At 71.9% G+C, this 12,863-nt stretch carries 13 protein-coding genes; 5 read left to right on the forward strand and 8 right to left on the reverse strand.

Features of this window, described 5'->3' with window-relative positions; all coding sequences use genetic code 11:
* Positions 1-7: 7 nt before the first annotated feature.
* The 8 genes from VH969_RS13260 to VH969_RS13295 form a co-directional block, all read right to left on the reverse strand.
* On the reverse strand, positions 8-631 hold the full coding sequence (locus VH969_RS13260; RefSeq protein WP_331974021.1) for a D-sedoheptulose-7-phosphate isomerase: 624 nt from the start codon (positions 629-631) through the stop codon (positions 8-10).
* Positions 628-1,587, reverse strand: a complete 960-nt coding sequence (locus VH969_RS13265) for an ROK family protein (RefSeq protein ID WP_331974022.1) — start codon at positions 1,585-1,587, stop codon at positions 628-630. The genes VH969_RS13260 and VH969_RS13265 overlap by 4 nt, the downstream gene beginning before the upstream one ends.
* Positions 1,588-1,591: 4 nt before the next feature.
* The gene (locus VH969_RS13270) at positions 1,592-2,491 is read right to left on the reverse strand and encodes a carbohydrate ABC transporter permease (protein WP_331974023.1); all 900 of its coding nucleotides are present in this window, start codon (positions 2,489-2,491) and stop codon (positions 1,592-1,594) included.
* Positions 2,491-3,438, reverse strand: a complete 948-nt coding sequence (locus tag VH969_RS13275; protein ID WP_331974024.1) for a carbohydrate ABC transporter permease — start codon at positions 3,436-3,438, stop codon at positions 2,491-2,493. Before VH969_RS13275 ends, VH969_RS13270 begins: the two co-directional genes overlap by 1 nt.
* A gap of 7 nt (positions 3,439-3,445) precedes the next feature.
* The gene (locus VH969_RS13280; RefSeq protein WP_331974025.1) at positions 3,446-4,804 is read right to left on the reverse strand and encodes an extracellular solute-binding protein; all 1,359 of its coding nucleotides are present in this window, start codon (positions 4,802-4,804) and stop codon (positions 3,446-3,448) included.
* Positions 4,805-4,904: 100 nt separating this feature from the next.
* Complete coding sequence (locus tag VH969_RS13285) at positions 4,905-6,572, reverse strand: hypothetical protein (protein ID WP_331974026.1); 1,668 nt, start codon at positions 6,570-6,572, stop codon at positions 4,905-4,907.
* Positions 6,569-8,389: an MBL fold metallo-hydrolase gene (locus VH969_RS13290; protein WP_331974027.1), complete on the reverse strand. Its 1,821-nt coding sequence runs from the start codon at positions 8,387-8,389 to the stop codon at positions 6,569-6,571. The genes VH969_RS13285 and VH969_RS13290 overlap by 4 nt, the downstream gene beginning before the upstream one ends.
* A 117-nt stretch (positions 8,390-8,506) precedes the next feature.
* On the reverse strand, positions 8,507-9,064 hold the full coding sequence (locus tag VH969_RS13295) for a methylated-DNA--[protein]-cysteine S-methyltransferase (RefSeq protein ID WP_331974028.1): 558 nt from the start codon (positions 9,062-9,064) through the stop codon (positions 8,507-8,509).
* 166 nt (positions 9,065-9,230) lie between these two features.
* Here VH969_RS13295 and VH969_RS13300 point away from each other — a divergent pair, with 166 nt between their 5' ends.
* The 5 genes from VH969_RS13300 to VH969_RS13320 all read left to right on the forward strand — a co-directional run.
* Positions 9,231-9,983 (forward strand): hypothetical protein, encoded by a 753-nt coding sequence (locus VH969_RS13300; protein WP_331974029.1) that lies wholly within the window; start codon positions 9,231-9,233, stop codon positions 9,981-9,983.
* Positions 9,984-10,001: 18 nt separating this feature from the next.
* A complete protein-coding gene (locus tag VH969_RS13305; RefSeq protein WP_331974030.1) occupies positions 10,002-10,832 on the forward strand; it encodes a patatin-like phospholipase family protein in 831 nt (276 codons plus the stop codon).
* 34 nt (positions 10,833-10,866) lie between these two features.
* A complete protein-coding gene (locus VH969_RS13310) occupies positions 10,867-11,715 on the forward strand; it encodes an SAM-dependent methyltransferase (RefSeq protein WP_331974031.1) in 849 nt (282 codons plus the stop codon).
* A complete protein-coding gene (locus VH969_RS13315) occupies positions 11,712-12,095 on the forward strand; it encodes a VOC family protein (RefSeq protein WP_331974032.1) in 384 nt (127 codons plus the stop codon). The genes VH969_RS13310 and VH969_RS13315 overlap by 4 nt, the downstream gene beginning before the upstream one ends.
* A 104-nt stretch (positions 12,096-12,199) precedes the next feature.
* Positions 12,200-12,863: serine/threonine-protein kinase (locus tag VH969_RS13320; RefSeq protein ID WP_331974033.1), on the forward strand; the 664-nt coding region annotated here is incomplete at its 3' end.

Genomic DNA, 12,863 nt, shown 5'->3' on the forward strand with positions numbered 1-12,863 from the left:
TCGCTCCCTACCTGTGTCCTGCCCCGTGTCCGACACCGCCCGGCGTGTCCCCGGCCTCGCCCGCCGCCCACGCGTCCACCCGCTCGCTGAGCAGGTGCAGGAGCAGCAGGTGCATTTCCTGTATCCGTGCGGTTCGTGTCGAGTCGACGATCAGCGCGTGGTCGGCGTGCGCCGCCGCCGGGCCGCCGTCCGCGCCGGCACTCATGCCCCCGAAGAACACCGTCGTGGCACCGTGCCGCCGGGCCGCGTCGAGCCCGCGCACCACGTTAGGGGAACGACCGCTGGTGGAGAAGGCGGCGACCATGTCCCCGGCGCGGACGAAGCCATCGACCTGGCGGGCGAACACGTCGTCGTAGCCGAAGTCGTTGGCGATGCAGGTGAGCACCGACGGGTCGACGGTCAGCGCCAGCGCGGGCAGCGGCCGGCGATCGCGCCGGTAGCGGCCGATGAGCTCGGCCGCCAGGTGCTGCGCGTCGGCCGCGCTGCCGCCGTTGCCGAAGGTGAACAGCCGGCCGCCGGTCTCGTAGGTCTCGATCAGCCGGTCCGCCACCTTGCCCAGCTCGGGCAGCAGCTCACCCACCCGGCCGGCGAGGTCGAGGTGGTCGGCGAGCTCGTCTGCCAGTTCCGTCACGCCACTCCGATCCCGATGAGCGAGCGCTGCGCGACCGCCGCGGCGCCGACCACGCCGACCCGGTCGCCGAGCGCCGCGCGTTCCACCCGCACGGTGCGCCCGCCCGGGGTCATCGCCGCCGCGCGCACGGCCTCGCGGGCGGGGCCGAGCAGCGCCTCGCCCGCGCGTGTCACGCCGCCACCGAGGACGATCAGCTCCGGCTCCAGCATGTTGACGATCGACGTCAGCCCCGAGCCGAGCGCGTCGGTGGTCTGCCGCCACACCCGCGCGGCCAGCGGGTCACCGGCCGCCGCGTGCTCGGCGACGTCGGCCGCGGTGAGCGTGTCGAGGCCGGCGAGCGAGCTGCCCGCGTCGAGCGACTCGCGTGCCCGGGCGGCGATCGACGTGCCGGAGACGTAGGCCTCCAGGCACCCGCGCCCGCCGCACCCCCGGCAGGCCCGCCCGCGCCGGTCCACCACCACGTGCCCCAGCTCGGCGCCGTTGCCGGTGGCGCCGCGGTAGATTCGCCCGTCCAGCACCGCGCCGCCACCGACCCCGGTGGACAGGGTCAGGTACACCATGTGCCGGGTGCCGACGCCCGCGCCGAACCGGAACTCGGCGTCGGCGGCCGCGGTGCCGTCGTTGTCCAGCGCCGCCGGCCGGTCGAACGCGCGCTCGGCGAGCTCGGTCACCGGTACGTCCAGCCAGCCCGGCAGGTGTGGCGGTGCCAGCACCACGCCGCGCTCGACGTCGAGGGGGCCGCCGCAGCCGATGCCGACCGCGGCGACGTCCGCCCAGTCCGCCCCGGAGTCCGCGACCGCCTTGCGCCCCAAGGCGAACAGCCGCTCCAGCACCGGGCCCGGGCCGGCCGCGGCCGGGGTCGGCTCGACGAGGAACGAGCGCGCCCGGCCGGCCCGGTCCACCAGGCCCGCCGCGAGCTTCGTCCCCCCGATGTCGAGCGCGAGCACCGCGGTCACCGGGTCATCCCTTGCGCCCCTGGGTCGCGATGCCGTACACGAAGTGGCGCTGCGCCAGGAAGAACACGATCACCATGGGCAGCGTGGTGATCACGCTGCCGGCCAGCACGACCTCCCACTGCTGCTCGCCGCTCTGGCCGAACTGGTCGGAGATCGCCTTGAGCCCGCGCGGCATCGTGTACAGCTCCGTGTCGCGCAGGTAGATCAGCGGCTTGAGCAGGTCCGACCAGCTCGCCTTGAGCTCGAACACGAACGTCACGATCATCGCCGGCTTGCACAGCGGCACCGCGATGCGCCAGAACAGGCCCCAGTAGCTCGCGCCGTCGATGCGCGCCGCCTCGAAGATGTCGCGTGGCAGGCCGAGGAAGAACTGGCGTAGCAGGAAGATGTAGAACGCGCTGCCGAACAGATTCGCCGCCCACAGCGGCACCTGGGTGGTCGCGAGGCCGACGCTGTTCCAGATCATGTACACCGGGATCATCGTGACCGCGGTCGGCAGCATCATCGTGGCCAGCACGAGTCCGAACAGGACGTTCCGGCCCGGGAACCGGAAGTACGCGAAGCCGAACGCCACCAGCGCGCTGGAGACCGTCACCGCGACCGCGGCCGCGAGCGTCACCAGGACGCTGTTGAAGAACCAGGTCAGGACCGGCGCGACCGTCCAGACGTTGACGAAGTTCTCCCACGCGAACTGCTTCGGGATCAGCGCGTTGTCGAACACCTGGGAGCGTGGCTTGAGCGACGCGCTGACCACCCACAGGAACGGGTAGAGGAACAGCACCGAAGCCGCGATGAGCCCGAGCCAGAACGGGAGCCGCCGCCAGCCGCGCCGCCGCCTGCCGGGCGGTGCGGTGGACTCGGGCGCCTGGACAGCCTCGGGCGCGGTGACGACCGGTGCGGCCATCAGCGGTCACCGCCCTCGTAGTAGACGAACCGCCGCGACAGCCGCACCTGGAAGAACGTGATCAGCATGATCACCAGGAACAGCAGCCAGGCCATCGCCGAGGCGTATCCCATGTGGAGGAACTGGAAAGCCTGCTGGAACAGGTAGACCACGTAGAACAACGCCGCGTCACTCGAGTAGCTCGCCGAGGCCGCGCTGCCGTAGAACGCGGTGTACGCCTCGTCGAAGGTCTGCAGGGCGTTGATGGTCTGCACGATCAGCGTGAAGAACAGCGCGCCGCTGATCATCGGCAGCGTGACGTGCCGGAACCGCTGCCACGCCGAGGCGCCGTCGAGGTCGGCCGCCTCGTACAGGTCGCGCGGCACGTTGTGCAGGGCGGCCAGATAGATGATCACGGTGCCGCCGATCGACCACAGGTGCATCAGCACCAGCCCCGGCTTCACCCACGGACCGTCGGTGCTCCAGTCCGGCCCGTCGATCCCGATCAGCCCGAGCGCGGCGTTGACGAGCCCGACCTGGCCGTTGAACAGCATCAGGAACAGCACGCCGATGGCCACCTTGGGGGTGACCTCCGGCAGGTAGTACAGCGTGCGGAAGACCCCCGTGGAGCGGCGCCCGACCTTGGAGAGCATGGTGGCGAGCCACAGCGACACGATCATCGTCGCGGGCACCGCCAGGACCGAGAAGATCAGCGTGTTGGTCAGCGCCGTGCGCAGCTTCGGGTCGGTCAGCACCTGCTCGTAGTTGCGCCAGCCGACGTTGCTCGTCTCGCGCAGCCCGTCGTAGTCGGTGAACGACAGGAACAGGCTGACGACCATCGGGCCGGCCGTGAGGACCAGGAACCCGAAGATCCACGGCGAGAGGAACGCGAAGGCTGCCCGCGTCTCGTGCTTGTCGTACCGGCGACCCCGCCGCGCCTGGGGTCGCCGGTCCGTCCTCGTGCTCATTGCCTACCTACTTGGCCGCGTTGTCGAGGGCTTGCTGGGCCTCCTTCTGGGCCTGCGCCATCGCGTCGGCGGGGGACTGCTTGCCCGACAGGACCCGGTTCACCGCGTCCTGCCACGCGGTCTGGAACTCCGAGCCGGCCGGCGAGGCCGGCATCGAGAACGCGGAGTCCTGCGCCTTCAGCACGCCGTCCACGGCGTTCTTGTAGACCGGGTAGTCGTCCAGCGACACGACATCGCCGAAGATCGTCTTGTCGGCCTTCTCGTTGCCGGTGTAGACGCCGGAGAACGGCTTCTTCTCCCCGTCCCGCTTCTCCTTGCGCGCCTTGGCCGCGGCGATCCAGGTCTGCGAGTCGGTCATCGTCTTGATCCACTTGCACGCCTGGTCCTTGTGCTTGGCGCCGGACGGGATCGCCCACGCGCTGCCGGTGGCCCAGTCGATCGGCTCGTCCTGCTGGTCGGTGACCGGCGCGACCGTGAACTTCACGTCCGGCGAGGTGTCGGCGAGGACGTTGAGGTACCAGTCCTCCATGGGGAACGCCGCGAGCTGGTCGGAGGCGAACGGGTTCTTCTCGCCGAAGAAGTCGAACGAGTCGCGGAAGGACTTGAACGTGCCCCAGCCGCCCTGCGCGTCGATCAGGCCGACGGTGTACTCGAGCGCGTCGACGAGCTTCGGGTCGTCGAGGTTGGCCTTCTTCCCGTCGTCGCTGAGCATCTCCACGCCGTTGGCCTTGGCCCACAGCGGCAGGAACTCCGGGATCTTCGGGTCGAACCCGATGCGGGCGAGCTTCTTGCCGTTGCGCTTGGCCAGCTTGGTGGCCGACGCCGACAGCGCGTCGGGGTCGCTCGTCTTGATCGCGTCCGGGGTCAGCCCGGCGCTCTGCACGGACGCGTCGTTGACCATCAGCACGCGGTTGTCGTAGAACTCGGGCAGCCCGTAGAGCTTGCCGTCGAGCGTGACCTCCTCCAGCGCCGGGTCGCGGTACTGGTCGAGGTCGATGTTCTCCTTCGTCACGCAGTCGTCCATCGGGTCGACGGTGCCGCGCGCGGCGTACGTGCCGAGCAGCTGGCGGTCCATGTAGACCAGGTCGGGTGCGCTGTTCGAGGCGACCGCGGAGAGGAACTGCTGCGGGTCGAACGCGTTGCCGCCGATCTTTGCCTTGGACGGCGCGATCGCCTTGTCGGCCAGGTCGACCCTGGTCGAGGCGATCTCGTCGCCGACGCCGAAGCCCATCGTGGTGAGCGTGACCTTGCCGCCCGACGCGCCCTCGTCGTCGTCGCCACCCCCGACGCCGCCGCATCCGGACAGGACCAGGGCGCCGGCCGCGAGTAGGGCCCCGGCACGGACCCGCGTGAATCGACTGGACATCCGGCTTCCTCCGCGTCGTCGAGGGGAACGGCAGGGCGATGTTGTGGGATCGATTCCACATGGAATCGTTGCCACAACGTAGGACGCCGATTCGGCGTCGTCAAGGTCCAACGAACCCCTGAGCACGCCGGTACGACTCCCACATGCGGGCCACCTCGGCGAGGTCGGAGTCCCGCAGCGGCTCGCCGCTCAGGTCGACGTGCGTGGCGTAGTACAGCGCCGGCACCCCGAGCGCGGGCTGCTCGCGCAGGTAGGCCGCCCACTCGGCGCGGTCGGGCAGGCACCAGCCGTCGGTGTCGACCGGCACCCCCGGGCACGACGCGGCGACCACCTCGGCGCGGTAGCGCATGTGCGGCACGACCGGGCCGTCCGGGTCGACCGCGTCCAGCATGCGGATGTCGTTGAGCCGGATCATGTCCGTGACGTCGGCGAACGCCGGGTTCGGCGTGTGGGTGACGAGCAGCGAGTCCGGCTTGACCCGCTTGGCGGTCTGGTGGACGAGGCCGAGCAGCCGGTGCAGCAGCGCGGCACCCCACGACGGGCCGGCGTGGCGCAGCGCGGTGCCACTCGGGGTCTTGGCCAGGAAGTCGACCTTCAGCCCGTCCGCGTCGAGGTCGCCGAGCATGTGCTCGACGGCGTCCACGACCGTCGCCGCGCCGAGCGGATGCTCGGGGTCGACCGCGACCGGCGTGCCGTCGGGCAGCCGCACGCAGCCCTGCGGCGGCGCGCCGTCGGGGTCCCATGCCTTCCACCACAGCAGCACCCGCTGCTCGCGCGCGTGCCGGTCGCGGATCCAGCCGGCCAGGTCGGGCCACTTCGTCTCGTCCGGCCGGCAGGTCGCGTAGCGGCGCGCCCACTTGTCGTCGATCACCACCGTGCCGGGCACGACGCCGTGCCGCTCGAGGTGGCCGAGGAACGCGTCGTAGTGCTCCTGGGTGGCGAAGTCCTTCGTGGACCGTCCGGAGCGCAGGGCCAGGTGGTGCTGGGCGCCCCAGCCGCAGAACATCGGCTGCCGCCAGTGGTCCGGGACTGCCGTGCGCGGGCGGGGCGCGAGGCCGCGGTCGACGAGCAGGTCGCGGTGCGCGCGCAGGGCCGCGGGCGGGCTGTCGTGGCCGAACTGGACGACCACGGCCGGCAGCGTGAGCTCACCGTGCACATGGGTGTGGCCCTCGTAGTCCAGCCGCAGCGAGAACCCGTCGGTGCCCGCGGCGTAGTGCAGCGACGTGAACGTCTGGGCCTCGACCGGGGCGGCGAGGCCCAGCGCGGCCCACTCGCGCTCGTCGGTGGTCACCGCGAGGCACCACGGCGCGGGCGCGAAGAGCCACCGCCCCACGCCGGGCTCGGCGCCGTCGCCGACCACGCCGATGACGGCCGGCTCGACCGCGGGCCGCCCGATCCGGCGCGGGTGGTCGGGGTTGGGCGAGTACACCGTGCGCAGGGCGGAGCCGCTGGGCAGGAACCCCGCCGGGGGGCGGTGGCCGCCGAGCAGGTGCGCGGTCAGCACGTCGCCGGTGCCGCGCACGGTGGTTCGCAGCTCCAGCCGGTCGCCCGCGCGCTCGAGCACGGTGACCCGCTCGAGCCAGCGCGAGCTCGCGCAGCGGACCTCGATCCGGTCGCCGTCGCGGGTGACCGAGGGCGTGCCGAGCGTCTCGTCCGGCCCGGTCAGGGTGTCCACGGAGGACAGCAGGCGCAGCCGGAACCACAGCCGGCCGTCCGCGCCGCGGACCTCGGCGACGAGCCGGCCCGGGTCGAGCCCGAGCTCGATCACGTCACGTCCACGAGGGCTTCCGCCTGCTGGCCGAACCGGCACGAGCCCACGGTGTAGTCCGCGCCGACGCGGGCCCGGCGGACGTGCTCGCCCGCCGGCGGGCGGACGGCGAACTCGAACGTCGTGTGCGCGCGGCCGGCCACCGTGGCGCTCGCCTCGGCCGGCGCGCACCGCCAGCCCTTCGGCACGACCAGCCGCACGGCGACCGTGTCCGCCTCGGTGAACGGGTTGCGCGCCTCGACCTCGAGCGTGAGCGGCTCGCCGGCGGCGACCGTGGCCTGGTAGGGCCGGATCCACACGCCCGTCCCCTCCGCGTCGAAGTCCACATCGGACAGCGGGAGCAGGTCGCGGTGCAGCCGGGCGAGCTCGGCGCCCTTGACCGCGAGGTGGTCGAGGTAGGCGTCGTCGACCTCGCGGGGCAGCCAGTGCCCGCTGATCATCAGCTGCGGCGCGAGCTTGCGGTACAGCTCGGCGCTCGCCACGAAGTCGTCGATGCGGAAGCGGTTCTTGTACTGCAGGTTCAGGATCTCCGGCTCGCCGGCCTGCCAGGTCGTGGACTGCTGGTCGCCGGTCGCCACCACGCGCCGGCCGTCCACCTCGAAGGCGATGGCCACGGCGTAGAGCGTGTGGCCGGGCAACGGGTAGGCGGTCAGCTCGTACTCGTGCCAGCGCACCGCGAGGCCGGCGTCGAGCACCCGGTCCACCGGGATCGGGTCGTACCACAGGCAGGGCAGGTCGTAGCGGTTCGGCGCGACCAGCACGTCGGCGACCGCGCGCTCACTCCAGATCTGCGTGCCCTCGACCTCGCGGAGCAGGTTGAACCCGGCCACGTGGTCGTCGTGGTAGTGGGTGGGCATCGCGACCTCGACGCGGTCGACGCCGAAGTCGCGGCGCAGCCGGCCCAGCGACGGCAGCCAGGGCCGGCGCGAGGAGCGGTCGTCGCCCACGGGCAGCCCGGCGATCATGTCGAGCCCGTAGTCGATCAGCAGCGCATTGCCGGTGTCGGACAGCAGCACGTAGCTCGTGGCGAAGCTCGTCCGGTTGCGCAGCAGGTGCGAGCTCAGCACCTCGAACGGGCGGTCGTACTGGTCGCGCGGGTCCCACGGCTCGTCGCGCCGCGAGTCGGCGAAGGCGCGCAGCCGCAGCTCCAGCAGGTCGAACGCCGGCCGCGGCTCGGCGATGGGTTCGCCGTGCGCGGGGAGTACGAGGTCCGGCCCGCGGGCCTGCAGCTCGTAGAGGGACAGCACGGTCGCGTACAGGCCCTCGATCGCGTTGTAGGACCACTGCAGCGCGGCCGCCGACCAGACCTTGCCCGGCCCGAAGATCAGGTCGCCGGTGAACGCGAGCCGCCGGCCGCCGACGTCGACCAGGTAGGTCTCCGAGCCGAGCGTGTGCCCCGGCGTCGGCAGGGTCAGCACGTCGAACCCGCCGAACCGCCGGGTCCGGTACTCCGGCACGGTCCCGGTGACCGGCACGGGCTCGAGCAGGGAGAACCGGTCCTGGCGCAGGTCGTAGTAGTTGGTGAGGGCCCGGTGCTGCCAGTGCACGTCGACCCGGTCGAACAGGTCGCGCTCCGAGGGCGGCACCCAGATCCGCGCGCCGTGCGCCACCGCCCGCGACAGGCCCTGCGCCTGGTCGCGGTGGTGGTGGGTGAGCAGGACGTCGGTGACCCGGTCGGCGCCGAGGTCGTCGAGGTGGTCGAGCACCGCGCCGTCACCGAAGTCGATGAGGACGGCCTCCCGGTCGCGGACCAGCGCGTAGACGTTGCAGGTGTCGCGGAACAGGTGGACGCCGTCGGCAACCCGGGTCACGGCCACGAAGGTCTCCTCGGTCGGCGTACCGCAGCCACGTTGCCACAAGTGGTGGAGAAACGTCCACTTGTTCGCACAACACCGGCCCGCGCCTCGACCCGTTCGCGTTCGCCGTCCCGTTGATCACCCGGTCGCGCCGGCCGCCGTGGCTACTGCTGTGTCTACTGCTGTGTCTACTGAGGACAACCAGGGCCGGCCGGCCTCGAGGTCGAGCAGGAACCGCTTGCGCCGCAACCCGCCCGCGTACCCGGTGAGCGCGCCGCCCTTGCCGAGCACGCGGTGGCACGGCACCACGACGCACAGCGGGTTGCGCCCGACCGCGGCGCCGACGTCGCGCGCGAGCGCCGGGTCGCCCAGGTCGCGGGCGATGTCGCCGTAGGTGGTCGTCTCCCCGTACGGGATCGCGGCGATCCGCTGCCACACCGCGCTCTGGAACTCGTCCCCGTCGGCGCGCACCGGGAGGTCGAACGCGGTGCGCTCCCCGGCGAAGTACTCGCCGAGCCGGCTGGTCGCCGCTGCGAAGCCCCGGTCGTCCCGCGGCCCGAACGTGGCCGGGTCCGGCCGGTACCAGTGGTGTGCGAAGTAGAGCCCGACGAGCTCCTCGCCGTCGGCGACGAGCGTGAGCTCGCCGATCAGCGACCCGGTGACCGTGTGCCTGTACGTGTGCCTGTTCGTCGACATACCTGGTAGACGCGCGGGCACCGCATTTCGTGAGATTCCGGTCCATTTGAAGGCGCTTACACAGAGTGAGACGGAAATTACGGCGTCACTCGGATGCGGGGCTGTGATTGATCTCTACTACCGCCACACTTGTCCGGGGTCCGAGTCCGCTTGGAGGAATCCGCCGGTGGCTCCGCGAACAACACGGCGCACATCTCAGTCGCGTCACGACGGCACCGCGACGCGGTTCCTGTCCGTCGCCGCCGACCTCATCGACGCCTACCTGCAGGAGGAACCGGTCGCGCCGGATCGCCTGGCGCACATCAGGTTTCCCGCCGCGCTCGACTGGCTGCAGGTCGAGGACGTGATCCGGCTGGCGCCCTCGCGCGGCCCCGGTTCGAGCCGGCGCGCATTCTTCAGCCGCTGGCCGACGCGCGCGGAATTCCTGCCCGACGCGGTCGTCTACGCGTTGCTGCGGGATTCCGAAACTCCGGCACTGGAACCCGCCGCGCCGCTTTCCCGCGCGGTCATCAATGCCGCCGACGAGCTGCTCGCCGGCCTGGTCCGGCATCCGCGGAGTTTTCTCGTTCTCCACCTCGCGCCGCTGCTGCCCCGGCACCCGCAGCTGGCCGGCGCGCTGGTGCCGGCCTCGCGCGCGGCGACCGGCGTGTGGCTCGGCATCTACCGCCGCCTCGCGCACGGGCTCGACCTGGTGATGCGTCCGGAGTGGACTCATCAGCGGATGTCGTCGGTGCTGCAGGCCATGCTGGACGGCTTCGTCCTGCGCCACCGCACCCACCCGGACGAGGGCGGCGCGTACCGCTGGCAGGGCGCGAGCGTCCTCGCCGACGCGATCATCGCGTTCCTGCTCGGTGCCGTCGACTGGGACCTGACCGGCCAGCCGGGCCGGGCCGCGCTCGATCTGCTCACCCGGGACTGAAGACGCCATGATGTGCGCATGACGCAACGCGCACTCGTCCTCGGCGGCGGCGGGATCACGGGGATCGCCTGGGAGTGGGGCATCCTCGCCGGGCTCAAGGCGGCCGGCGTCGACCTCGGCGGGACGGATCTCGTCGTCGGCACGTCCGCCGGCTCGGTCGTCGGCACGCAGGTCGCGGCCGGGATGGACATCGAGGCGTGCTACCAGGTCCAGCTGAAGCCGCCGGCCGACGAGGTCACCGCCAGCCTCGGCGCGGGGCTGCTGCTGCGCTACGGGCTGGCGATGGTCACCCCACCGCGCGTGCCACGCAAGATCCGCGAACGGATCGGCAAGATCGCCATGAACGCGCACACGGTCCCCGAGGCCGAGCGGGTCGGGGTGATCGAGTCGCGGCTGCCGGTGCGGGAGTGGCCGGACACGCCGCTGCGGCTCACCGCGGTCGACGTCGAGACCGGCGAGTTCCGCGTGTTCGACCGCGCGGCCGGCGTGTCGCTGGTCCTGGCCGTCGCGGCGAGCTGCGCGGTTCCGGGCGTGTGGCCGCCGGTCACGATCGAGGGACGGCGGTACATGGACGGCGGCGTCCGCTCCGGCGCGAACGCCGACCTCGCCGCCGGGTACGAGCGGATCGTCGTGCTCGCCCCGCTCCCCCGCGGCATGGGCGCCGGCGCGGTGAGCCAGGTCAAACTGCTGAGCGAGCGGTCGACCGTCGAGCTCGTGAGCCCGGACACGGCGGCGCTCAAAGCGATCGGCCACAACGTTCTCGACCCGGCCCGGCGCGCGGACGCCGCACGGGCCGGGCTCGCGCAGTCGGCGTCCGTCATCGATCGGGTGCGTTCGGTATGGGAGTAGCTCCGCAGCGCGCCCGGAGGGATACGGTGAGGGCATGAACTCCCCGACGGTTTCGCCGAGCCAGGTCCCGGTCGGAGTCGACCCGAACCGGCCGAGCATCGCCCGCGTTTACGGCGGGTTTCTCGGCGGGAAGACCGTGTACGAGGTCGACCGGCAGGTGATGAAGAAGATCAACGCCGCGGTACCGGAGGCGGTGGACATCGCACGCGGCAACCGCGGGTTCCTCAACCGCGCGTGCCGTTTCCTCACCGTCCAGGCCGGGATCGACCAGTACCTCGACTGCGGCTCGGGGCTGCCGGCCGCCGAGAACACACACGAGATCGTGCAGCGCAACAACGAAGAGGCGCGCGTGGTCTACATCGACAACGACCCGGTGGTCCTCGCGCACGGCCGCGCGCTGCTCGAGAGCAACGACAACGTGCACATGGTGTCGGCGGACATCTTCCGGCCGACCGAGGTGCTGGAGAACGAGATGGTGCGGCGCAGCATCGACTTCTCCCGCCCGGTCGTACTGCTGCAGGTCGGCACCCTGCACCACCTTGAGGGCGAGGGCGGCCCGGCGGTGATGAAGCAGTACATCGACGCGCTCGCGCCCGGCAGCTACGTCGTGTTCTCGCACTTCTTCGACCCGCAGGTGCCGGAGCTGAGCGAGATCGCCCGGCGGATCGAGAGCATCCTCGTGAACGGCCCGATGGGCGCCGGCCGGTTCCGCACACGCCCGGAGATCATGGAGATGCTCGACGGGCTGGAGCTGATCAAGCCCAACGCCACGGCCGAGCCGGACCTGGCCCCGTGCGACGACTGGTGGCCGGACGGTCCCCGGCTGACGCCGCTGAGCAAGGCGGCGCAGTGCATCGTGGGTGCGGTGGGGCGCAAGCCGTGACGGACACGGTGCTCGTGCGCTACATCGTCCACGACGTCGATGCGGCGCTGGAGTTCTACACGGGCAACCTGGGCTTCTCCGAGGTCATGCACCCGGCACCGACGTTCGCCATGCTGGCCCGCGGCGCCCTGCGCCTCGCGCTCTCCGCGCCGAGCCAGCAGGGCGGCGGCGGCCAGTCGATGCCGGACGGCCGGGTGCCCGAGCCGGGCGGGTGGAACCGGATCTCGCTGGACGTGTCGGACATCGAGTCCGAGGTCGACCGCCTGCGCGCCGCGGGCGTCCCGTTCCGCAACGAGATAGTGACGGGCGTCGGCGGCAAGCAGATCCTGCTGGAGGACCCGTCCGGCAACCCGGTCGAGCTGTTCCAGTCCACGCGCTGACCGGGGCTTTGGCGGACGGGCGCGATCGAAGCCCGTCCGTTTGACGGCGCGCGTGGCGAAGATCGTCGCCTGAGCGCGCCGCCCGCGCGCTAGCGTTGGCACCGATGGAACCGGGTGACCTGCTCGCCGGACGCTACCGCCTCCTCTCGCTCGTCGGCCGTGGCGCGATGGGGATCGTGTGGCGGGCCCGCGACGAGCGGCTCGACCGCGTGGTGGCGGTCAAGGAGCTGCTCCTCGAGGCCTCCGCCGACGACGCGAAGGCCGAGGAGGCGACCGCGCGCGCCATGCGCGAGGGGCGCATCGCCGGGCGGGTCAAGCACCCGAACGCGATCGCGGTGCACGACGTCGTCGAGCACGACGGGCGCCCGTGCCTCGTCATGGAGTACCTGAAGTCGGAGAGTCTCGGCGCGCTCATCACCGCTCGCGGGCACCTGCCGCCGGACGAGGTGGCGGCGATCGGCGTGCAGGTGGCCGGCGCGCTGGCCGAGGCACACGCGGCGGGCATCGTGCACCGGGACGTCAAGCCGGACAACGTGCTCATCACCGCGACCGGGACCGCGAAGATCACCGACTTCGGCGTGTCCCGCGCGGCCGGCGACGCGACGGTGACCGCGACCGGCTTCATGGCCGGCACGCCCGCCTACCTCGCTCCGGAGGTCGCTCTCGGCCAGGACGCGGACACCCGCTCGGACGTGTTCTCCCTCGGCGCCACGCTCTACGCCGCCCTCGAGGGCTTGCCGCCGTTCGGCGTGGACGAGAACGCGATCG

Source organism: Actinophytocola sp., from assembly GCF_036555685.1.
Classification (GTDB): Bacteria; Actinomycetota; Actinomycetes; order Mycobacteriales; family Pseudonocardiaceae; genus Actinophytocola.

Excerpts from the sequence above, each read along its gene's own strand:
- VH969_RS13270 (WP_331974023.1), bottom strand. The coding sequence starts at position 2,491 with ATGGCCGCACCGGTCGTCACCGCGCCCGAGGCTGTCCAGGCGCCCGAG.
- VH969_RS13275 (WP_331974024.1), bottom strand. The coding sequence starts at position 3,438 with ATGAGCACGAGGACGGACCGGCGACCCCAGGCGCGGCGGGGTCGCCGG.
- VH969_RS13280 (WP_331974025.1), bottom strand. The coding sequence starts at position 4,804 with ATGTCCAGTCGATTCACGCGGGTCCGTGCCGGGGCCCTACTCGCGGCC.
- VH969_RS13295 (WP_331974028.1), bottom strand. The coding sequence starts at position 9,064 with ATGTCGACGAACAGGCACACGTACAGGCACACGGTCACCGGGTCGCTG.
- VH969_RS13305 (WP_331974030.1), top strand. The coding sequence starts at position 10,002 with ATGACGCAACGCGCACTCGTCCTCGGCGGCGGCGGGATCACGGGGATC.
- VH969_RS13310 (WP_331974031.1), top strand. The coding sequence starts at position 10,867 with ATGAACTCCCCGACGGTTTCGCCGAGCCAGGTCCCGGTCGGAGTCGAC.